General features: G+C 63.9%; 14 protein-coding genes, 3 pseudogenes, 1 CRISPR repeat array and 1 riboswitch. Of the genes and pseudogenes, 9 read left to right on the top strand and 8 right to left on the bottom strand.

Going from position 1 to position 21,044, the window contains the following annotated elements; translation table 11 throughout:
• Positions 1 to 11: 11 nt before the first annotated feature.
• The 4 genes from MRB47_RS03040 to istA form a co-directional block, all read right to left on the bottom strand.
• Positions 12 to 428 carry an organic hydroperoxide resistance protein gene (locus MRB47_RS03040; RefSeq protein ID WP_011803942.1) on the bottom strand — a complete coding sequence of 139 codons (417 nt, stop codon included), beginning with the start codon at positions 426 to 428 and terminating at the stop codon, positions 12 to 14.
• Between the two features lie 60 nt (positions 429 to 488).
• Entirely contained in the window at positions 489 to 956 is a 468-nt protein-coding gene (locus tag MRB47_RS03045) for a MarR family winged helix-turn-helix transcriptional regulator (protein ID WP_252101870.1), read from the bottom strand.
• 136 nt (positions 957 to 1,092) lie between these two features.
• Positions 1,093 to 3,042: a CRISPR direct-repeat array (repeat unit 28 nt; unit sequence TTTCTGAGCTGCCTACGCGGCAGTGAAC).
• 181 nt (positions 3,043 to 3,223) lie between these two features.
• Positions 3,224 to 3,961, bottom strand: a complete 738-nt coding sequence (istB, locus tag MRB47_RS03050) for an IS21-like element helper ATPase IstB (RefSeq protein WP_011805003.1) — start codon at positions 3,959 to 3,961, stop codon at positions 3,224 to 3,226.
• 36 nt (positions 3,962 to 3,997) lie between these two features.
• A complete protein-coding gene (gene istA / locus MRB47_RS03055) occupies positions 3,998 to 5,542 on the bottom strand; it encodes an IS21 family transposase (RefSeq protein WP_252100662.1) in 1,545 nt (514 codons plus the stop codon).
• A 1,380-nt stretch (positions 5,543 to 6,922) separates the two neighbouring features.
• On the opposite strand from istA, the gene MRB47_RS03060 reads away from it, so the two are divergent.
• Both MRB47_RS03060 and MRB47_RS03065 read left to right on the top strand, forming a co-directional pair.
• A complete protein-coding gene (locus tag MRB47_RS03060; RefSeq protein ID WP_252101871.1) occupies positions 6,923 to 7,537 on the top strand; it encodes a hypothetical protein in 615 nt (204 codons plus the stop codon).
• A 372-nt stretch (positions 7,538 to 7,909) separates the two neighbouring features.
• Positions 7,910 to 8,905: pseudogene (locus tag MRB47_RS03065) on the top strand (N-6 DNA methylase); the annotation flags it as partial.
• 142 nt (positions 8,906 to 9,047) lie between these two features.
• Here the strand turns inward: MRB47_RS03065 and MRB47_RS03070 are convergent.
• On the bottom strand, positions 9,048 to 10,136 hold the full coding sequence (locus tag MRB47_RS03070) for an IS5-like element ISDisp1 family transposase (RefSeq protein WP_011803559.1): 1,089 nt from the start codon (positions 10,134 to 10,136) through the stop codon (positions 9,048 to 9,050).
• Positions 10,137 to 10,218: 82 nt separating this feature from the next.
• On the opposite strand from MRB47_RS03070, the pseudogene MRB47_RS03075 reads away from it, so the two are divergent.
• The 3 genes and pseudogenes from MRB47_RS03075 to MRB47_RS03085 all read left to right on the top strand — a co-directional run.
• A pseudogene (locus tag MRB47_RS03075) lies at positions 10,219 to 10,785 on the top strand (N-6 DNA methylase); the annotation flags it as partial.
• A 93-nt stretch (positions 10,786 to 10,878) separates the two neighbouring features.
• On the top strand, positions 10,879 to 11,124 hold the full coding sequence (locus MRB47_RS03080) for a hypothetical protein (protein ID WP_252101872.1): 246 nt from the start codon (positions 10,879 to 10,881) through the stop codon (positions 11,122 to 11,124).
• 100 nt (positions 11,125 to 11,224) lie between these two features.
• Positions 11,225 to 11,629, top strand: a pseudogene (locus MRB47_RS03085) (type I restriction endonuclease); the annotation flags it as partial.
• Between the two features lie 307 nt (positions 11,630 to 11,936).
• On the opposite strand, the gene MRB47_RS03090 reads toward MRB47_RS03085, so the two are convergent.
• Positions 11,937 to 12,632 (bottom strand): helix-turn-helix domain-containing protein, encoded by a 696-nt coding sequence (locus MRB47_RS03090; protein WP_252101873.1) that lies wholly within the window; start codon positions 12,630 to 12,632, stop codon positions 11,937 to 11,939.
• Positions 12,633 to 13,092: 460 nt separating this feature from the next.
• Between MRB47_RS03090 and MRB47_RS03095 the strand changes: the two genes are divergently transcribed.
• Positions 13,093 to 13,845 carry a tyrosine-protein phosphatase gene (locus MRB47_RS03095; protein ID WP_252101874.1) on the top strand — a complete coding sequence of 251 codons (753 nt, stop codon included), beginning with the start codon at positions 13,093 to 13,095 and terminating at the stop codon, positions 13,843 to 13,845.
• A gap of 134 nt (positions 13,846 to 13,979) precedes the next feature.
• A complete protein-coding gene (locus MRB47_RS03100; RefSeq protein WP_252100595.1) occupies positions 13,980 to 15,887 on the top strand; it encodes a hypothetical protein in 1,908 nt (635 codons plus the stop codon).
• 568 nt (positions 15,888 to 16,455) lie between these two features.
• Here MRB47_RS03100 and MRB47_RS03105 read toward each other — a convergent pair.
• Positions 16,456 to 16,875: an HU family DNA-binding protein gene (locus MRB47_RS03105; protein ID WP_011806976.1), complete on the bottom strand. Its 420-nt coding sequence runs from the start codon at positions 16,873 to 16,875 to the stop codon at positions 16,456 to 16,458.
• 220 nt (positions 16,876 to 17,095) lie between these two features.
• Here MRB47_RS03105 and MRB47_RS03110 point away from each other — a divergent pair, with 220 nt between their 5' ends.
• Both MRB47_RS03110 and MRB47_RS03115 read left to right on the top strand, forming a co-directional pair.
• Positions 17,096 to 18,007, top strand: coding sequence for a PhaM family polyhydroxyalkanoate granule multifunctional regulatory protein (locus MRB47_RS03110; RefSeq protein WP_252101875.1), 912 nt, complete (start codon positions 17,096 to 17,098; stop codon positions 18,005 to 18,007).
• 40 nt (positions 18,008 to 18,047) lie between these two features.
• Complete coding sequence (locus tag MRB47_RS03115; protein ID WP_123676808.1) at positions 18,048 to 19,313, top strand: FIST N-terminal domain-containing protein; 1,266 nt, start codon at positions 18,048 to 18,050, stop codon at positions 19,311 to 19,313.
• A 71-nt stretch (positions 19,314 to 19,384) separates the two neighbouring features.
• Here the strand turns inward: MRB47_RS03115 and MRB47_RS03120 are convergent, their stop codons facing one another.
• On the bottom strand, positions 19,385 to 20,695 hold the full coding sequence (locus tag MRB47_RS03120; RefSeq protein WP_252101876.1) for a D-amino acid dehydrogenase: 1,311 nt from the start codon (positions 20,693 to 20,695) through the stop codon (positions 19,385 to 19,387).
• A gap of 93 nt (positions 20,696 to 20,788) precedes the next feature.
• Positions 20,789 to 20,900: riboswitch (glycine riboswitch) on the bottom strand.
• Between the last annotated feature and the right edge of the window lie 144 nt (positions 20,901 to 21,044).

The raw sequence follows: 21,044 nt of genomic DNA on the forward strand, positions 1-21,044 counted from the left end.
GCTACGGTGCCTCAGGCCAGGGTCAGCGTCACGTCGATGTTGCCGCGTGTGGCGTTGGAGTAGGGGCAGACCTGGTGCGCGTCGTTGACCAACTGCTGCGCCTGGGCGCGGTCCATGCCGGGCAGGTGCACCTTCAGGCGTGCGGCGATGCCGTAGGCATTGGGGATCGTGCCCAGGTCCACCTCGGCGTCGATGGCCAAGTCCTGGGGCAGGGTCAGCTTTTGCTTCGCGGCGACGGCCTTGATGGCGCCGATGAAGCAGGCCGAGTAGCCGGCGGCGAAAAGCTGCTCGGGGTTGGTGCCCGTGCCGCTGCCGCCGGGCGAGGACAGCTGGACCTGCAGCCGTCCGTCATCGCTGCGCGATGCGCCGTCGCGCCCGCCGGTGGTGTGGGCGCGGGCGGTGTAGAGAACCTTGTCGAGCGTGGTCATGGGTGCATCCTTTCAGAGTGGAACAAAGGCCCCGCCAACGGGGCATGAGGGAAAACGGTGTCAGGCCTGCGGCTGCACGAGCCGGTCGCGCAGCGCATGGAGCTGCGCGGTCAGGGCGCCAATGTCGGCGGGTGTGCACTGCGTGCGGGCCAGCACGCAGTGCGGGATGGGCTGGGCGCCATCACGCAGCGCACGCCCCTGGCCGGTGAGCGTGATGCGCACGCGGCGCTCGTCCTGCACGTCGCGCAGCCGCACCAGCAGGCCTGCGGCTTCCAGGCGCTTGAGCAGCGGCGTGAGCGTGCCCGAGTCGAGGAACAGGCGCTCGCCCAGCTCGGAGACGGTGAGCCCGTCACGCTCCCACAGCGCCAGCATCACCAGGTACTGCGGATAGGTCAGGCCCAGGGCGTCGAGCAGCGGCTTGTAGAGCTTGGTCATGGCCAACGACGCGGAATACAGCGCGAAGCACAGTTGGTTGTCCAGCAGCAGTTCGGGCGGGCTGGGCGGCGTGGCGGTGTTGCGGGAGGGCATGGCTCGCATTATTTCTTATTATTAGCAGTTTAATAGTTAAAAATTAAATATTTAGCCATTAAATTGTGTGATGTATAGTTTGGGAGCTGCTTATGCCCAGTGCACCTGGGAGCGGTGCAGCTGATCGACGCGGGGGTTTCTAAGCTGCCTACGCGGCAGTGAACGGATGCAGCGCGCCGCCGACGTGGCCGATGACTTTCTGAGCTGCCTACGCGGCAGTGAACGAAGGAGGTGCGTGATGGCATGTGATGTGTGTTTTCTGAGCTGCCTACGCGGCAGTGAACGGCGTTGAAGGCCATGCGGTGCGCAGACGCATATTTCTGAGCTGCCTACGCGGCAGTGAACCGTCATGCTCCCAGCAGACGAGGCAGTGAAGTTTTCTGAGCTGCCTACGCGGCAGTGAACCTGGTCGCCGAAATGCGTGCGCTGCGCGAGGATTTCTGAGCTGCCTACGCGGCAGTGAACGCCAGCTACCGGGTGCCACCATCGTTCCTGGTTTTCTGAGCTGCCTACGCGGCAGTGAACTCAATCTTGAACACCGAGTCTGCGGCGTCTTCTTTCTGAGCTGCCTACGCGGCAGTGAACAAAAACCGGCCTGGGCCGGTCGGTATTCGCTGTTTCTGAGCTGCCTACGCGGCAGTGAACATTTCTTCCATCCATCTATTCGCCGTCCTCGTTTTCTGAGCTGCCTACGCGGCAGTGAACGGAACGGCATGGGGTGACAGCATCAGCGCGCTTTTCTGAGCTGCCTACGCGGCAGTGAACACGGGCCATCTCCGTACCCATACGGCTCCGGATTTCTGAGCTGCCTACGCGGCAGTGAACATTTCGATGGAGACTGACCGCGCGCGCAGTTCTTTCTGAGCTGCCTACGCGGCAGTGACCTCCGGCTGGTGCATGGTGGGCGTGCCGTTGCTTTTCTGAGCTGCCTACGCGGCAGTGAACGCGGAGCCTGCACAGGCAGCGCCTGCCGCTGTTTTCTGAGCTGCCTACGCGGCAGTGAACTGCTGCTCGGCGCCGTTGGAGAGGACTAGCCATTTCTGAGCTGCCTACGCGGCAGTGAACTCAGGTCGCTTGCCATCTCGCACTCGGCGCTGTTTCTGAGCTGCCTACGCGGCAGTGAACGTGAAGCCCATCGCCGTCACGCCGGCCATGCTTTTCTGAGCTGCCTACGCGGCAGTGAACGTGCCGCGCGACATGCTCGTGCAGATCCATGATTTCTGAGCTGCCTACGCGGCAGTGAACGCACCCAGGCCAAGGAAGGCGGTGCCGCATGATTTCTGAGCTGCCTACGCGGCAGTGAACTGGCAGCCCGCCAGCGCGGCAGTGCAGTCCTGTTTCTGAGCTGCCTACGCGGCAGTGAACCACGAAGCCATCACCGGCGACATGGCCAGCCCTTTCTGAGCTGCCTACGCGGCAGTGAACACCAAGTCGCAGTGGTGCACCAGCTGGCGGTATTTCTGAGCTGCCTACGCGGCAGTGAACGCCCGGAAAGGAATAAGGCGCGTGTTGCCCTGTTTCTGAGCTGCCTACGCGGCAGTGAACGGCGGCCCGCCTAAGGCTTGGCTTTCACCACTTTTCTGAGCTGCCTACGCGGCAGTGAACTGTCGGCGCTGGGCGCGGGCCTGGGGGCCTATTTTCTGAGCTGCCTACGCGGCAGTGAACCACGCGGTTTTCCCCGTGCCGCGCGCACCGAACTTTCTGAGCTGCCTACGCGGCAGTGAACTCCACCGCTCTGTCCCAACTGGGACATGGGTATTTCTGAGCTGCCTACGCGGCAGTGAACTGCGTGAAAGCGCGAGTGCGCGCCCATAGACATTTCTGAGCTGCCTACGCGGCAGTGAACTCTGCCGGTAAAGGCGGTGCAGATGATGTTTATTTCTGAGCTGCCTACGCGGCAGTGAACCGTTCGTCAGGTTGTCCCAGGTGATCGGGTTCTTTCTGAGCTGCCTACGCGGCAGTGAACTTCGTGCGCTTGAATGGTGCGTTGATGCTGGATTTCTGAGCTGCCTACGCGGCAGTGAACCGATCACAGATGGACCTCTTGGCGGAGTGGTTTTTCTGAGCTGCCTACGCGGCAGTGAACGTGCCCAGGGGTTTCTCGATGGGCTGGGTGCGCATTCCACTGATGGCGGACAGTGATTCCATTCCCATCGCGGACAGCGTTCCAGGCGATGGCGGACACGTTGCGCGGGTGTCCTGAGTGACGCTCAAATCGTAGCCGAAGTGTCCGCCATCAGCGTGGAATGGCGGTCGGCGCGGCCGGCTCAGACGGCCTTGGTGAGCTTGCGCATCGACTCGCCCTTGAGGGCTATCTTGTGCGAGCCGTGCACGATGCGGTCCAGGATGGCGTCGGCCAGCGTGGGCTCGTCCAGCCAGGCGTGCCAGGCCGTCACCGGCAACTGGCTGGTGATGAGCGTCGAGCGCGTGCCCACCCGGTCGTCCAGCAATTCCAGCAGGTCGTTTCGCTCGTGCGCGGCAATCGGCGCGATGCCGAAGTCGTCCAGGATGAGCAGGTCCAGCCGCGCCAGTTGCGCCAGCCGTTTGCCCAGGCTGCCATCGCCGTGGGCCACGTGCAGCTCCTGCAGCAGCCGTGGCGCGCGGGTGTAGAGCACCGAGAAGCCCAGGCGCGCGGCCTGCTGCCCCAGTGCGCAGGCGAGCCACGTCTTGCCGCACCCGGTGGCGCCGGTGAGCAGCACGTTGTGGCCATGGCGCAGCCAGTCCCCGCCGGCCAGGCTGGTGATGACCTCTCGGCTCAGGCCCCGGCTGGCGCGCCAGTCGATGTCCTCCAGGCAGGCACTGGAGACCTTCAGGCGGGCCGCCTTCAACAGGCGCTCCAGGCGCTTGCTGTCACGCCAGTCCACCTCGCGCTGCACCAGCAGCGCCAGGCGTTGTTCAAAGGGCAGCTCGCTGGCCGTGATGTGGGTGGCCGCGTCGCTGAGGGCGGCCACCATGCCGTCCAGGCGCAGGGCGCGCAGTTGGTTCAAGGTCTGTTCGTTGAGCATGGTTCTTCCTTGTTAGGTTTGCTTGCACGTTGGAGTTCAGTGGTAGTAGCCCGGCCCGCGCACGTTCTCGTGCAGCGGCAGGCTCGCCTGTGCGGCCATCGGCGCATCCAGCGGCCGCTGGTCCAGGCCGCAGCCCAGGATGGAGGCGATGCTCTTGTAGGACGGTGAGCGAATCGACTGCGCCCGCGCACAGGCGGCCTCCAGCCGGTCAGCCCCGTACTCACGGCCCAGGCGCATGAGGCCCAGACAGGAGCGGTAACCCTGCTCGGGATGCTGGCGGTGCTCCATCTGCCAGCGCACCACGGCGGCGGTGGCCGCGCCCACGCGCTCACCCCAGGCGATGAGCTTGGCCGGCGTCCACTGCAGGTGCGCCCGGTGCGAGGCCGGCATGTGCTCGGGCGTGGTGGTGTGTGCACCCCGTCGGGGATTGAGGGCGTGGGCGGCCACGCGTTTGCTGCCGTGCAGGACTTCGAGCGTGCCGGCCGTGATGCGCAACTCCACCGGCTCACCCACCAGGGCGTGGGGCACCGAGTAGTAGTGGCCATCGAGCTCAACGTGGTAATCGATGTTGACGCGGGCGGGTTTGAAGCGCGCGATGGGCATGCGCACCGGCGGCAGGGGGCGCAGGGCTGGCCGGTCGAGTTCGGCGAAGGCGCTAGTGCGGTTGCCCGGCAGCTTCTTGAACGCGCGCTGGTTCAAGTCCACCAGCAAGGCGGCAATCGCCCGGTTGAGCTCGGCCAGGCTGAAGAAGGTCTGGTGGCGCAGCCTGGCCAGAATCCAGCGCTCGACCACCTGCACAGCGACCTCCACCTTGGGTTTGTCGCGTGGCTTGGCCGGGCGCGCGGGCATCACGGCCAGGCTGTAGTGCGCACAGAGCTCTTCGAGCAGGCGGTGCGCGGTGGGCTCGTAACGGTCGGGTCGGGCCATGAGGGCGCGCGGCTGGTCAGGCACCAGCAGGCGGGGCACGCCGCCGATGAACTCCAGCGCGCTAATGATGCTGGCCACCCAGTCGGTGGTCTTCTGGCTGGCGGTGGCGCAGGCGTAGGTGTAGTTCGATGCGCCCAGCACGGCCACGAAGACCTGGGCCTGGCGTATCTCGCCAGTGTCGGCATCCACCACGGGAACGGTCTGGCCGGCGTAGTCCACAAAGAGCTTGTCACCGCCCGTGTGGGTCTGGCGCATGGAGCGCTGCAGGCGCCGGGCCCAGGCCTTGTACTTCTCGCAGAAGGCGCTGTACTTGTACGCCTGCCCGCTGTGCTGTTGCTGGTATTCCTCCCAAAGCAACTGCAGCGTCACGCCAGGTCGGCGCAGTTCGCGGTGGATGTGGGCGTGGTCGGGTTCAAGGTGCCGGGACTCGCGCGCCACGGGTGGCTTGTAGAGCCGGGCCTGGAGTTCGTCGTCGTTCAGGCTCTGGGCCAGTGCCCAGTCCACGCCGGCCACGCGCGCGTAGCTGGCTATCTCGCTGACAGTGGATTTGGAGATGCCGAGGGCGGCACCGATTTGACGGGTGCTCAAGGCCCCGCGGTGCAGCAGTTGCAGTGTGTGTCGTAGTTTGCTCATGGTGACCCTGGGTGTGGGCATCGCTGGTTCCGGTCAAAAAACCGGGCAGCGTATGCCGCGTTCGGGTCACTCAGAACACCCCGCAGGTGTCCGCCATCAGTTTGGAATGCTGTCCGCCTTCAGCGTGGAACACTGTCCGCCATCACGCTGGAACACTGTCCGCCATCAGCATGGAATCGTGTCCGCCATCGCGTGGAATACGCACCCATCCTCCAGTGCTTGAGCGCGGGTATATGTGTGAATTGGGGCTCCAAAGATGCCTCCCAAGGATTGCTCTGTTTGCATGTCTGACTCCATTTGCTACCGGATTCCCTAGATTCCCGAGCCTGGTTCATGCGTTATCCGGGGTTGTTGCATGAAGCTCGTCGGCATTGCTGCCACCGTCTTTTCCTGAGTTCCGTCGCCTGCGAAATTGCGGTCCAAGAACGGCCACAAGGTGCAAGCGCTGTCAAAGCCGCAGTCCCGAAGGAACCGGGTGCAGAAGCGCACGAAGTGCCCGCGAGGGCTTGAGCCGCGTGGATGGGATTGAGACAAGCTCGCAGGTACAGCGACGAACTCAGGAAACGACGGTGATGACGTGTAGGGCTTGGCGACAAGCCCACAGGTGGCCATCGGCCGCCTTGGCCGGGCGCTGTCTGCCGTTGGCTGTCAGCGCCTGGCGGCTGTCCTGCAAGCCGCCAGGCGCGCAGCCACTTTGCTCAGACAAGGTGGCGAAGTTGGGGCCGCTGTGCAGCGCAGCACAGTGGGGCCAGGCGTTCAGCCGCGGCCCGGCACGCAGCACCGCCACCCATGGCGGTCGTAGTGACGCCGGGGGGAGCCGCGTCGAAATTGCCAGCAGATCAAAGATCGTCGCGCCAGCAATAGCAGCACCCAAGTGCTGCGGTTCGTCGTGGGGGGGAACCCCGCGCCCCCTCGCCAAAGGCGTGGGCAAGTGAGTCAGCACAAACGCGTCCAGCGTGCCGTGGTGAGACACTTGCCCACGCGTTGAGCGGCCCGCTGGCGGGCTCCCGCAGGGATGGGGGCGCCGGTATTTCGGAGGGCATGTGCGGGCGTCCAGCCCGCGCAAATGAACGGCCCGCCGTCCAGGCGGGGAAAGAGAATGGTGAACTCCAGCTGCCCAGCAGCTGTACGGCCACCCTGTACATCCCCCATCGTATGGGGGGAAGAACAGGGTGTTTTGCCTATACGTCTACATCTGGAACCTCAACAGGAGACGTAATGGCACACAAAGATGGACGAGTAATCGCTCGCGCAAGAGAATTCCGCATACTTCGAACTCTTCAGCGATTCGGATTTTTGAGAACCCGTGATTTGGCTCGGATTTGCTGGACGCGATGGCTCCCAAAGCCTGTGGCGCCACTCAGCCTGGCACCCGTTCATTCAACGGCCTCTGCATTGCGCATGGCCCAGCGTACGCTCAAGCGACTGCGGACAATGCGATGCGTCATATCCGCACAGGCGCCGGATGGCAGCATTGTCTACACACTCTCCGAGGCTGGCGCGCGGATGCTCAAAGAAGCGGGCATTGACGCAGCAAGCGGCAAAGACTTGGTGCGGGGTTTCAGCTCGGCTTACTTTCGGCATCGCTGCATCGCCAATGAAATTGCGATTGCAGGGATCACACAAGGCTTCCGCGTCTCCACAGAGCGCGAAATCTCCCAAGGCAGATGGCTGGGCGGTGAGGCAGGAATTTTCGGAAAACGACCTGATGTCGTCCTGCGCGACGGCAAACGGGTCATCTTCGGGGAAGTGGAAAAATCACGAAAACGAGCGTCTGAATACCAAGGACTCCTTCGTTGGCTTGGGAGAATTCTTGAGCTACAAAAGCGGTCCCAAGACGGCGTGCAGCTCGGTTCAGAGGTTGTCTTGGAGCGCGTGATCTTCATTTGCACCCAGGCCTTCCAGGCCAAGCTGCAACGCGATCTTGAGGCGGCTGGCTGGTCGCTTGCTCAACAAAACAGTCTCATCCACTACTCGACCGAGCTATACAGCTTTAGGGACATATTGTTCCCATAAGCCACGCTGCTTGCCGACCATAAATTACGGCTGGCTCAACCAGAGCACTGGTTTAGACAGGTGCGCAGGCCAAAGGGAAAGAACGAGGGAATGGCGCCAGAAGCTGGCGCTTGGGGGCGGCTAGGGCTGGTACCGCTCCGACCAACTCTTACAGTCATCGCCTCCAATTTGGGCGATGGCCCAGCGCGCCGCGGGACCAGCCCGCGTCTGGTTTTTTGCCCGCTCGGTTGACCTGATCGCCAGGTGGCCGGGCGGCTTTTGCATAGGTCTGCAGGCTGCAGCTTCTCGCGTCATCCGCACCCAATGTGTGATTGATGTCTGATCACGTGGCCAGAATCAATAATGGGAGGCATTGCCCCCTTGTTCTGACACATGCTCGACGACATCAAAAAAATACTCTGGGCCACAGCCGACAAACTGCGTGCCAACATGGACGCCGCCGAATACAAGCACCTGGTGCTTGGCCTCATCTTCCTGAAGTACATCTCCGACACCTTCACCGCCCGTCGGTCTGAGATCGAAGCCCGCCTGCAAGACCCTGCCGACGAGTTTTACTACGGCGAAGCAAGCCCTGAAGACATCGACGCTGAGCTGGAAGACCGGGACTACTACAAGAGCGCCAACGTCTTCTGGGTGCCCGAGGGGGCGCGCTGGGAAACCATCCGCTCCACGGCCAAGAATGTGGCGATTGGCAAGTTCATCGACGACGCCCTCACGCTGATCGAGGCCGAGAACCCCAAGCTCAAGGGCATTCTGGACAAGCGCTATGCCCGCGCGCAGCTGCCCGACGGCAAGCTCGGCGAGTTGGTGGACCTGGTCTCCACCATCGGCTTTGGCGACGACCCGGCCGTGGCCCGCGATGTGCTGGGCCAGGTGTACGAATATTTCCTGGGCCAGTTCGCCAGCGCAGAGGGCAAGAAGGGTGGCCAGTTCTACACCCCGGCCAGCATCGTCAAAACACTGGTCGCCGTGCTGGCCCCGCACCAGGGCAAGGTGTACGACCCGTGCTGCGGCTCCGGTGGCATGTTCGTGCAGTCCGAAAAATTCATCGAAGCGCACGGCGGCAAGCTGGGCGACGTGAGCATCTACGGCCAAGAGGCCAACCCCACCACCTGGCGCCTGGCCGCCATGAACCTGGCCATTCGCGGCATTGACTACAACCTGGGCCGCGAACCTGCCGACACCTTTACCCGCAATCAGCACCCCGATCTGCGGGCCGACTACATCCTGGCCAACCCGCCTTTCAACATCTCTGACTGGTGGCACGGCAGCCTGGAAGGCGACCCCCGCTGGGAGTTTGGCGACCCACCCCACGGCAACGCCAACTACGCCTGGTTGCAGCACATGCTGCACCACTTAACAGGCCGTTGAAAAAGTGCTTTTCGAACGCATCAGGGACGCTGAGTGCGAAGACACGAGCTGCCCAGACGCGTCTGCGCAGCGATTGCAACGGCCCATCTGGCCGGTTTGCAGGCCCTCCCGCCCATTTCGGGCGCACGTATCCCTGGGCTCACGCATGATGCGCGTCCCACCAGCCGCCGATGCTGCCCATTCGCACAAGGTTGTAGGTGGCAAAGCACAGCAGCGCCTGGCCCGTGAGCTTGGCCTGACCGATCAGCTTGGTCTTTGCCAGACCACCGACGGTCTTGATCCAGCCAAAGGCCTCTTCGATGCGCTTGCGCACCTTCAGGCTGGTCTTGTAGCCCTCGTGCCGTGTCACTCGCGCATCCACCGCCGAGTGTTTGTCCTTGGCCGCCACGTGGGGCGTGACTTTGAGCTTTCTGCAGCCTTTGATGAAGGCCTTGCTGTCGTAGCCCTTGTCGGCACCGACCGTGGCCCGTTTGTTCCTGTTGCCCCGACGCTCCAACATGGCCAGCGCCGCCTCGCGCTCGGCCGTGCCGCTGGCGTGGGTGATCTCGACATCCACGATCAGCCCGTTGCGGTTCTCCATGAGGATGTGCCCCATGTGGCACAGGCGGGATTTGTCGCCCTGGCTCTTCTTGAACAGCCGGGCATCGGCGTCCGTGGTGCTCTCGTGGGTGTCGTTGCAGCGCTCCTGCCCCTTGAAGTCCACCTCGGGGTTGCGCCCAGGCGGCGTGCCGCTGTCGTCGTCTTTGCGCTTGAAGCTCTTGTGCGAGGCCCAGGCGTCAATGAGCGTGCCGTCCACGCTGAAGTGCTCGTCGCTGGCGAGCTTGCCCCACTGGGCACTGAGCTTGACGCGCTCGAAGAAGGCGCGGGCGAGGTCTTCGTTGAACAGACGTTCGCGGTTGGCGCTGAAAGTGGAGTGGTCCCAGACCTTGTCTTCGATGTTCAGGCCCACGAACCAGCGGTACAGCAGGTTGTAGTTGATCGCTTCGACCAACTGGCGCTCGCTGCGGATGGAGAACAGGATCTGCAGCAGCAAGGCCTTGAGCAGCATCTCCGGTGGCACCGATGGGCGGCCACGGCGGGCGTACACCGCTTCGAACTCGCGGTTCATGGTTGCCAGCAGCGCATCAACCACCGCGCGCAACTTGCGCAGCGGGTGTGCCTGCGGCACGCGCTCTTCAAGGCTGATGTAGCTGAACATCGCCCCCTGGAAATCTTGACTGCCTCTCATCGTCCTCGTCTGGGTCGTTCACCGATGGCTTCAGATCGTAGCGGCCAACGCGGGCGTCGGCGGGGGATTTTTCAACGGCCTGTTAAAGCCCACGGGGCGTGCAGGTATTGTGCTGGCCAATGGCAGCATGAGCAGCAGCCAGAACAACGAAGGCGTGATCCGCGCTGCGATGGTGGATGCCGACGTGGTGGAGGTAATGGTGGCCCTGCCGGGGCAGTTGTTCTTCAATACCCAGATCCCTGCCTGCCTGTGGTTTTTGGCTAAGCAGAAAAAGCGCAAGGGTGAAGTGTTGTTCATCGACGCCCGCAAGCAGGGCCGGATGATCAGCCGAGTGCAGGCCGAGTTGACTGACGACACCATTGCCCGCATCGAAGCCGTGGTGGCTGCTTGGCGCAGCGAGCCGGGCGCGGGCAGCTATGAAGACGTGAAGGGCTTTTGCCGCAGCGTGCCCCTGGCCGAGATTGCGCAGCACGGCCATGTGCTCACCCCTGGCCGCTACGTGGGTGCGGAAGAGGTGGAAGACGACGACGAAGCCTTTGCCGACAAGATGCAAAAGCTCACCGAAAAACTGGGCGAGCAAATGGCCAAGGGTGCGGAGCTGGATGCGGTGATTCGGGCGAAGCTGGGGGGGCTGGGGTATGAGTTCTGACAGTGCCCGTTTTGGCGACCTGTTTCTTGAGCCACAGCGCAACGGTCTGACTCGGCCCAAGAAAGTGCGTGGGACTGGCTTATCCGTGTGCTGATGGAGCAGGTGCGTGAGCGGGTGCAGAAAGAGGCCCCCGGCATTTACAGCAAGGACTTGATTGAAGTCATCTTCCGCCACCCCTACACGAAGATTCAGTTCCTGGTGGACGCGGGCATCGCCAAACGCCAAACGGCATCCACCTATCTGCAGACCTTGGCCGGACTGGGGCTGCTGCGGCCCAGCAAGCATGGCCGGGAGATGTACTACATCAACGAGGCCTTGTTTGCTGAACTGGTGAAGTGATGACGGAATCGACACGTTCCCAGAATGTGTCGATTTTTATGCGAAAAATAAACACAATATAAATTCATGTCGATGGCGTGAACACAAGAGAGGGCAGCCGATGACCGAAGACCAGCTCGAACAAGAAACCCTGGCTTGGCTGGCCGAGTTGGGCTACGAGGTCCACAGCGGTCCCGACATCGCTCACGATGGCGGGAACCCCCAGCGGGCCAGCTACCGCCAGGTAGTGCTGCCGTTCCGCCTGCGCGAGGCCATCCAGCGCCTGAACCCCAACGTACCTACCGCCGCCCGTGAGGACGCCCTGCAACAGGTGATGGATTTGGGCGTTCTGGCCTTGCTGCCGGCCAACCGGGCGTTTCACAAGTTGCTAGTAGGCGGCGTGCCCGTGGAGTACCAAAAGGACGGCCAAACCGTGGGGGATTTTGTCCGCCTGGTCGATTGGTCGAATGTGTCGCGCAACGAGTTCTGGGCCGCCAACCAGTTCACTATCAAGGGGCTGCACCACATCTTCGTCGTGGAAGTTGTAGCCCTCGCCCTCGAAGAATTCGCGCAGGTCTTCGAGGAACTGTGCGTCGGGGACGTAGTTGCCCGTCTCGAAGCGCTTGAGTTTGTGGGCGGGGAGGCTAGATTTCTCGGCGGCCTGTGCCTGGCTCATCCCGAGGAAGTTACGAGCGGCGCGAGACTCGTTTGGGGACAGCGCCAATTCGGAAAAGTCGATCATTTGAACTCCATAGTGTCGTGAATTTCGACACTGCGGAGTCTATGCGCCCGATATTTGGATGTCAACTATCCGTTCAACTGAATGTCGAGTTTTACGACTTTTCTTTTGACTTTTCAGTGCTCTCGATTGGTGCTGGGTCGGGGTAGAGCCAACTTCCACCGTCAACATTGAACTCTTCATCAAAGCGAAGACGGTTCCCAAGGGTCGTTCCACCATCTCTAGAAAGAGCCTCAGCGAGATCTTGCAGTGTTGTTTCCGCCGTGAGGCCTGGGCTGAACTCCTTCAACTCTTTCAAAAGGCCTCTTGCAAACATCGGTCCTAACGTGAGCAAAGCGGATAGGCGTAGGTCACCAAGTTGACGGCCCGCAAGTGAGAGCAGGAGGCTCAATATTGCGTCGCGTTCATGCCCCTTCACCGCAGTCAACGCCAATGCGGCGTGTGCCACGTTAACGATCTCCGATTTTGAAACTGCGGGGAAAAAGTCCATGCTTGCTTGGAGGGCAGTGGCCGGGGACTCCATCCCGAAGATCAACCAGTTTGGGCTGACCTTCAGTACTTCACACAAGAGTCGAATCTCGCGGAGGCCTGGTCGCGAGGATCCTTGCTCATATCCAATCAGCGCAGTCCGCGAAATTCCCTTGCCATCAGGGTCAGCAAGCTTGGTACGGTGGGCTACGGCGTTTTGTGCCAAGCCGCAGTTTTCCCTAGCCTCTTTCAGGCGGGCGCTAAAAAGAGCATCGCCATCGTCGCGGCTTGCAGACTGGCGCACGTCAGTATCTTTGGTCACGGGGCTTCTACAAACTCAGGTGTGCTCAAGCATACACGTGGCTTGCAGCGATGCACTGCGGGTGCATTTTGTAGAGCCGGTTTCCAGCTTGCGCGATGATTTTTAAAGAAATCTCGTTAGATTGAAAATCCTTGTGTCGGCGGTTCGATTCCGTCCCAGGCCACCACATACAACGCCCAACCACTCGGTTGGGCGTTTTTGTTTCTGCGCTGCCATGCTGCGTGGAACGACGCAGTGGTTGCGTACCCTCATCCTCCAGCGCTGCACAGGACCTCTCCGTGATTCGGGGCCTTGTTTCTTCGCGGGACGGTAGTCCTTTCTTTGGGAGCCAGTACCTGCAGGCACGGGCGCGGGGGGGTACAGAAGCCACGCACTCTCCATTCCCCCAAAGATCACGCTTCGGGCTACATGTACGCCCATGTGTCATGAGCGCGTGACGGCTTTGAACTACAGTGACCGGATGCAAGACTTTTCACGCACGCTTTCGCTGACGGGGGCGTCCAACTTCCGTGATTTGGGAGGCTATACGGGGCTGGATGGACGCACGGTACGCTGGCGCCGGTTGTTCCGCTCCGATCATCTGGCGGCCCTGACACCGCAGGACGCGCAGGTGCTGGCCGGTTTGGGGCTGACCCGCTCGGTGGACTTTCGCGGGCTGGTGGAGAGCGCGGCCCAGTCGTATGCGTTGCCGCAGGTGCGCTATCACGCGCTGCCGATCGAGCCGACCGTCGTGCAGCGCGCCAAGGAACTGGCGGTAGCGGGCCAACAGATCACGGCACCCGTTGCGGTAGGGCTGATGCAGGACACCTACCGCGCCTTTGTTTCCGACAACGCGCAGCAGTTTGCGGGCTTGTTCGAGCAGTTGCTGGCAGAGGATTCTCCCCTGGTCTTTCACTGCACTGCGGGCAAGGACCGCACCGGTTTCGCCGCGGCCCTGATTCTGCTGGCGCTCGGCGTGTCGCGCGAGGTGGTCATGCAGGACTACCTGTTGACTAACGCTCTGTATCGTCGGCCCGCGGGGCTGGTCAGCTCTGCGCCGCAGGAGGTGCTGAACGTGATCTGGCGCGTGCAGGAGGACTTCCTGGAGGCCGCATTGCAAGCCGTTGACCAGGACCACGGCGGCGTGCAGCGTTACCTGGAGCGTCGCCTGGGCGTGGACGATGCTGCACGTAACCGCCTGGCGCAGCTGTACCTGCAGCCGTCGCCGGAGTGAGGCGCCGCGGCCGTGCGCCCTGGGCCGCTCGGGCATAAAAAAAGCAGCCCGGAGGCTAGCCGTTCTGTTAAAGTGTTGCTAAGAAAGCTGTAATGGCTCAAAATTCCGCCCTAGTCAACGACTAGGGCGTTTCTTTGTCCAAGGAAAAATCTCATCCAACTTCAGTAAAGCCGACTAAGTGGCCGCCTAGATTTCCGCCGGCCGCGGCGGGTATTCAAGTCAATCACTGCAAGAACCCCAAGTGCGGTAACTTCGGCGTACCGCCCAAGCTTGCGGTTGCCCGAGGCGGGGCCGGTACTCCAGCTTCTTCCGTTGGCCCAGGCGACTACACCGTGGTCGCTACCGGTAAGGACCAGCCGGCACTGAAGTGCCGCCTGTGCGAGGAAATCACCCCTATGCAGAGCAACTTGGCGATTGCCGAGGAGCTTATGCGCATGTCGGAGTACCTTGAACCAGTACTCCCGCAGTGTCCGAACGAGGCCTGCTCTCTATCGGAGGGGGCGCCATCCCTTGAGAATGTGACTCGCTTCGGCACCAACGCCCACGGAACTCCCCGGTTCAAGTGTGTCGGCTGCAAGAAGGCGTTCTCCTTCGGCGGCCGGTCAACCAAGCGCCAACGTCGCAGTCACTCCAATCGCGATATCTTGGTGCATCTGATGAACGCCATGCCGCTGCGGCGCATCATCAAGGTCCTCGATATCTCCCCCAGCCAGCTATACGACCGCATCGACTTCCTCTATGAGCAGGCCCAGATGTTCGCCGGCGAGCGTGAGCGAACCCTCATGGGACGCGACGACCTAGGCTCAAGATATCTGTCGGTTGACCGGCAAAAGCTGGTGGTGAACTGGCACTCTAAGAAGGTGCGAAAGAACACACTTTTGCTGTCCATTGCAACGGCCGACCAGGCTACGGGCTATGTGTTCGGGGTCAACGTCAACTTTGACCCTGCGCTGGACTCTGCTGACGTAGAGAAGGACATGGTTCGCTTTGGCGACCATGCACTTGCCAGAGCGTTTCGCCGCTACGCGAGAGTCTGGCTACCGGCTGATTGGAATGCTGCGGCTGAGAGGGCGGCGCCTCGCGGAGGTACCTCCCGAAAGCCTATGGAATCGGTCATCGAAGAGACGTACGACGCAGCCTTAGGTCGCCCCGATATAGAAGATGGTGAAGGCCCCGCGAACTCATCCCGTGCCCCCGTAAAGGGCATGCTGCTGCATGAGCAAGTGGTGATGTACGCCCACATCCAGCTTGTCACTCGACTGCTCTGCCGTGCCAAGAAGATTCGCTTCTTCACAGACCAGGAGTCGGGCATACGTGCGGCCATTCTGACGGCCGTGCCGAAAAGGGTTCTGGACCGGACGGCTGACGCTTTCTATGTCAAGGTGCTCAAAGATATGTCAGTGGACATGAAGCGCGCGCTGGTTGGTGCAACCAAGCGGCGTCTGGCGCGCTTAGCGGAGAAATACGGGGTAACCCCTGAGGCTGCAGAACTTCTGGCTGCCGAGGAAGAACTGGCGCGCATGGTTGCCATCGGCAAGTGGGGGGACCGCTGGTTCCGCCATCCCATATCGGAGATGCGTGAGCCTGAGAAATCCGTTTGCTGGCTGACCGATATCGACCCGGTCGAAACCGAACCGGACAAGCGTCGGCTCCAGCTTAGCCACCAGGCGCTACTGCACCTGAAAGCCACCCTTACCGCTGTCGACCGCTTCTTTATGCAGGTCCGGCGAGGCCTCACGCTGGCAGAACGCGCGGTGGCCAGCGCCAACACCGACCGACGTCTCTGGTTCGGGAAGAGCGCCTACAACCCCGAAGTCCTGGTGAAGGTGCTCGGCATCTTCCGGACGTACTTCAACTACTGCGAGGTTGGCCGGGACGGGAAAACGCCGGCAATGCGGCTGGGGCTGGCGCGCGGACCCATAGCGCCCGAAGACATCATCTATTTCACTCCCGAACCGCCCGAAAGACGCCGCGCGCCTGCCGCTCGGTCGCTCAAGCCCTCCGGCCCCGTGGCTCACGCAAGCGAGTCACTTGCCGCGTAGGACCCGTAGTTCGAGGTGAGCTTGGTCCGCAGTCAGGGAGCTCACTCGCACTTGGTAGACAGAGAGGGGGGCTCCCGATTCAGGCCCCGAGGACTCTTCCCATTCGGCTACACCCCCTTCACCCTCGCCGCTCACCGAGGAAAGGTACGGGCTCCGCCCTGTGCAGGCCAGCACTACTGCCGGGGCTAGGGTCATCCGCGGCAGAATACCGGTTGGTTTGACCCAATTTGTTACTTCAGCGCCTCTGATAAGGACACGACAAGGCTGGCTGCCATTGTCTCGCCAAGCCTCAACGCTCAGAGAGACAGTCCGATTGCCGTATGCCACGGGAGTGCTGCCCCTGAAGTCCGGAGCGGGCTCGTCGTTGCAGGCAGTGAGGAAGCTGGCGGCACACACGAGCGCGACGCCTAGGGAAAGGGGCTTGAAATTCAGCATGTCCCTTATAGCGACCAAAGAAACGAAGCCCCTCGTGCCGAAGCAGAGGGGCTTGAATCAAGGGCTTAGCAACACCTTAACGGAACGGCTAGAGCCCGGAGGCTGCTTTTTTTGCGAAACCCGCGCCACGGTGTCAGAGCGTGGCGTCCTTGAGTTTCTTCAGTGCGCGGGTCTTGATCTTGACCGATGCGGGCTTGGCGGGGAACCAGCGCTCTTCGCCGGTGAACGGGTCCTTGCCGAAGCGCTTCTTCTTGGCGGGCACTTGCTGCAGGCCGATCTTGAGCAGGCCGGGCAGCGTGAACTCGCCGGAGCCCTTCTTGTGCACGGAAGCCAGGATGGCCGTCTCCAACGCGGCGAGCACGGCCTTAGCGGCCTTGGGCTCGACACCCGCCTGCGTGGCGAGGTGGGCGATCAGCGCGGTCTTGGTGAAGGCTTCCTTCACGGGCTTGATGGCAGCAGGAGCTGCGGGGGCGGCTGCCTTCTTGGCAGGTGCCGCAGCCTTTTTGGCGGCGGTCTTTTTCACCGGAGCGGTGGTCTTCTTTGCAGTTGCCATGATGTCGGATCGTTGTAAGGTGTATAGAAGCAGGCCAGCCAGGCTGGTGATCGGATTCTAGGCGCTGTCTGTGCGCGTGGGGTGCCCTATTCATGCGGGTTTGCGCGAGAAAACCACGCTATCGCGGGCCTGTGGACGGCACAGGGCACGCACATGCCGCACGGGTGGCGCGCATGCGGGTAAGCTGTGCAACCATTCCCTGATGCACCAGGAGCAGGCCATGAGCGATAGCACCCCTTTCGGCTTCGGGCGTTTCGTCCCGGGATTTGATTTCCTGCAGAACCTGGCGAAGGGCGCTGCGGCGGGTATGCCAACCATGCCGGGGCTGTCGGGCTGGGTGGCGCCCACGGTGAGTGTGGACGAGCTGGACAAGCGCATCCAGGACCTCAAGGCCGTGCAGTTCTGGCTGGAGCAGAACGCGCGCGCCCTGGCCGCCACCGTGCAGGCGCTGGAGGTGCAGAAGATGACGCTGGCCACGCTGCAGGATATGAACGTGGCGATGGGCGACCTGGCCGCGAGCTTCGGCGCCGCCGCAGGCCAGGACAAGGAGCGGCCCGCCGCACGAGCCGCCGAGCCACCGTCCGCGTTCCCGTTCACTTCTCCACCCACACCTGCACCTGCACCTGCACCTGCACCGGAGGCGCCGTCCCCGGCCAATGACGCTTCGGCGGCGCGCAGCGCGCGAACACCACCGGACGATGAGGCCGCGCCCGAGCAGACCAAGCGCGCGGCCGACCCGATGCAATGGTGGGGTGCGCTGACCAGCCAGTTCCAGCAGATCGCGGCGCATGCCCTGCGGGATGCGGGCACGCACCAGGCGGCCTTCGACGCCACGCGCGAGATGGCCGGCGGCGCACTCAAGACCGCTTCCAGCATGGCGGCGCAGATGGCCGCGCAGGGCATGCACGGCATGCGCGCGGCGGCGCAGGCCGCCGGTGCGGCGCCTGCGGCAACGCCCGCCCCTGCCGCCGGCAAGCCTTCCACAAAGGCGGCCGCCCGGCCGGCGACCCAACCGGGCTGCAAGGCCAACGACAAGGCCAACGACAAGGCACGTCCGGCCGCCAAGCGTGCCCCCGCACCATCACCCACCCAAAAGGCTGCCGCGTCCCGCACGCGGCGGCCGGCAGGCTGAGCTGCGCGGCGGCGCCTGTACCCCACCGCAGGGCTGACACATGAGACTCTTTCCCAACGCACACGCCACCCATCCGCAGTGGCACATGGCCGCGGTGCTGGTGCTGGCGCAACTGCGGGCGCAGATGGCGCTGCCCCAGTACGCCAGTGCACCCACGCTGGGGCTGCTCTACATCACCGACCACTACGCGGACGATGCCGCGGCCCTGCTGGACCTGCTGCGGCGCGAACTGCCGACGGTCACCGACTGGGCAGGCGCGGTCGGCGTGGGCGTGGCGGGCAACAACGTCGAATATTTCGATGAACCCGCGCTCTCGCTGATGCTGTGCGACCTGCCGCGCGCGCACTACCGCGTGTTCTCGGGCGTGGCGCCGCTGGCGCACGGCGATGCGGCCGGGGTGGGCTTTGCGGCCCACACGGCGCTGGTGCATGCGGACGGGCAGACACCCGAACTGGCGGACCTGGTGGCCGAGATGGCGGGCCGCACCAGCAGCGGCTACCTGTTTGGCGGCGTGGTGGCCAGCCGCGGGGCGCAGGTGCAACTGGCGCTGCCCGCCGGCGGCGAGGGCGACGGCGTGCTGCACGGCGGCCTGTCGGGCGTGGCCTTTGATGCGCAGGTGGAACTGGTCTCGCGCGTCACGCAGGGCTGCCAGCCCATCGGCGCGCAGGCGGCCATCACCGCCGCGCAGGACAACGTGGTGCTGGAGCTGGACGGCGAGCCCGCGCTGGACGTGCTGCTGGACACGCTAGGGGTGACGCTGCAGGGCGACGCCCAGGCCGCCCTGCGCGCCGTGCGCGCCACGCTGGCAGGGCTGGAGGACGCGGACGCACCGCAGCGCCAGCGCACGGGCCATTTCGGCGCCGACACGCGCGTGCGCCACATCGTCGGGCTGGACGCGACGCGCAGCGGCGTGGCGCTGGGTGACCATGTCGAGGTGGGCATGCGCCTGGCCTTCTGCCAGCGCAACGTCGGCGCGGCCCGTGCCGACCTGATGCGCATCTGCGCCGAGATCCGTGAGGAGCTGTCGCCCCAACTCGAAGAGGCGCAGGCGCTGCCCGCCGCAGGCAGCGCGCCGCATGCCGAGCCGGCGGGCGGCCGGCGCATTTGCGGTGCGCTGTATGTGAGTTGTTCGGGCCGCGGCGGGCCGCACTTCGGTGGGCCCAGCGCCGAGCTGCAGATCGTGCGCCATGCGCTGGGCGACGTGCCCCTGGCGGGCTTCTTCGCCGGCGGCGAAATCGCCGCGCACCGGCTCTATGGCTACACGGGCGTGCTGACGGTGTTCGTCGCGCCGGACGGGGCTTTATAAGCCTTTTTGGCCTCTAGCGCCCGTCCATCAAGCGCGAACAGCTATGCAATGCATAGCGCCGTGGCGCTTGCTCAAACGCCGATGACGGCGGGGCGGGGCGCCGCAGCAGGGCGCGGCAGGCCGCAGAACGCGAAGTCCAGCTCCGGCTCCAGCCCGCTCACGATGCGCGCGATGGACTTGCCCGAGCCGCAGGCGTGGGTCCAGCCCAGCGTTCCGTGGCCGGTGTTCAGGAACAGGTTGCCGTAGCGCGTCTTGCCGATCAGCGGCACGTTGCTCGGCGTGGCGGGGCGCAGGCCGCTCCAGAACTGCGCCTGGCTCGCATCGCCCGCGCCGGGAAAGAGCTGCTCCACGCGCCGCACGATGGCTTCGCAGCGCACGGCGTTCAGTGCGCGCTCGTAGCCGTTGAGCTCGGCCGTCCCCGCGATGCGCAGCCGGTCGCCCTGCGCGCTGGTGTAGCGCGAGAAGACCAGCTTGTACTCATCGTCCGTCAAGCTCACCTGGTAGGCGGCGGCCGCGTCGCGCACCGGCAGCGTCACCGAATAGCCCTTGGCCGGGTAGATCGGCAGGCGCAGGCCCAGGGGCTGGGCCAGCAGCGGGCTGAATGCGCCCAGCGCCAGCACGTAGGCGTCGCCGCGCACGCGCTCGTAGCCGCCGGCCTCGTTGGTGATCTCCACATGGTCGATGGCGCCGCCCGCCGGGTGCAGCGCGGTGATGTGGCAGCCCAGGCGGAATTGCACGCCCGCGGCCTGGGCCACGCCGGCCAGCGCGCGCGTGAACAGGTGGGCGTCGCCGGACTCGTCCTCCGCCGTGTAGGTGGCGCCCGCCAGCTGCGGGCGGACGTGGGCCAGGGCTGGCTCGATGCGCACGGCCTCGTCTGCGTCCACCACGCGGCGGTGGCAGCCCAGCGCACGCATCTGCTCGGCGGGCGCTAGCGCGGCGTCGAACTCCTGGGTGCTGGTGTAGAAGTGCAGGATGCCCTGCGTGCGCTGGTCGTACTGCAGGCCCGTGTCGGCGCGCAGCTGCTGCAGCGTGCTGCGGCTGTAGCTGCCCAGGCTCACGATCTGCTCGATGTTGTGGCGCGTGCGCGCGGGCGTGCATTCGCGCAGGAATTGCAGGCCCCAAAGCCACTGGCGCATGTCCGCGCGCAAGCGAAACAAGAGCGGCGCATCCTCTTTGCCCAGCCACTGCAGCACCTTGAGCGGCGCGCCGGGGTTGGCCCAGGGCTCGGCGTGGCTGACCGAGATCTGGCCGCCGTTGGCGAAGCTGGTTTCCGCGCCGGGCCAAGCCTGCCGGTCGATGACGGTGACCTCGTGGCCGAGTTGCTGGAGGAAGTACGCAGAGGTGGTGCCGACGACGCCGGCGCCCAGAACGATCACGCGCATTGTTTACAAGCCTTTTTCAAGGTTTGCGCAGGCAGGGCGCGCGCGAGCAGCTATTGAATGAATAGCGAACAGCGGGCGCGACATGGCCTGGCTGCCGCTCCCCCTGTCCTTGGTACCTGAGAGATTCATGCCGCGCGGGACCGTGCGCGGCACTTGCTCCTTCGGTGCGCCACGGCGGGCGTGGCGGCTCTCCAGACGGCTGTGTGGGTGTGCAGTACGGAACCTGAGCGTGTATGGGAGTTTGCGCCTTCGGTGAAACGGCACATGGCCGTTTGCTCTCCTGCGCCAGCCATCGTAGCGGCCCGGGCGCGGCGGCCCCAGCGGGCTAACCCTCAGGACGCAGCGCTGG

It is taken from the genome of Diaphorobacter sp. LI3 (assembly GCF_022807955.1).
In the GTDB taxonomy this organism is placed as follows: Bacteria; Pseudomonadota; Gammaproteobacteria; order Burkholderiales; family Burkholderiaceae_C; genus Diaphorobacter; species Diaphorobacter nitroreducens.

Coding starts and splice junctions, on each gene's coding strand:
- MRB47_RS03080 (WP_252101872.1), top strand. CDS start 10,879: ATGGAGCAGGTGCGTGAGCGGGTGCAGAAAGAGGCCCCCGGCATTTAC.
- MRB47_RS03045 (WP_252101870.1), bottom strand. CDS start 956: ATGCCCTCCCGCAACACCGCCACGCCGCCCAGCCCGCCCGAACTGCTG.
- MRB47_RS03110 (WP_252101875.1), top strand. CDS start 17,096: ATGAGCGATAGCACCCCTTTCGGCTTCGGGCGTTTCGTCCCGGGATTT.
- MRB47_RS03115 (WP_123676808.1), top strand. CDS start 18,048: ATGAGACTCTTTCCCAACGCACACGCCACCCATCCGCAGTGGCACATG.
- MRB47_RS03040 (WP_011803942.1), bottom strand. CDS start 428: ATGACCACGCTCGACAAGGTTCTCTACACCGCCCGCGCCCACACCACC.
- MRB47_RS03095 (WP_252101874.1), top strand. CDS start 13,093: ATGCAAGACTTTTCACGCACGCTTTCGCTGACGGGGGCGTCCAACTTC.
- MRB47_RS03060 (WP_252101871.1), top strand. CDS start 6,923: ATGGCCCAGCGTACGCTCAAGCGACTGCGGACAATGCGATGCGTCATA.
- MRB47_RS03105 (WP_011806976.1), bottom strand. CDS start 16,875: ATGGCAACTGCAAAGAAGACCACCGCTCCGGTGAAAAAGACCGCCGCC.
- istB (WP_011805003.1), bottom strand. CDS start 3,961: ATGCTCAACGAACAGACCTTGAACCAACTGCGCGCCCTGCGCCTGGAC.
- MRB47_RS03070 (WP_011803559.1), bottom strand. CDS start 10,136: ATGAGAGGCAGTCAAGATTTCCAGGGGGCGATGTTCAGCTACATCAGC.
- istA (WP_252100662.1), bottom strand. CDS start 5,542: ATGCCCACACCCAGGGTCACCATGAGCAAACTACGACACACACTGCAA.
- MRB47_RS03120 (WP_252101876.1), bottom strand. CDS start 20,695: ATGCGCGTGATCGTTCTGGGCGCCGGCGTCGTCGGCACCACCTCTGCG.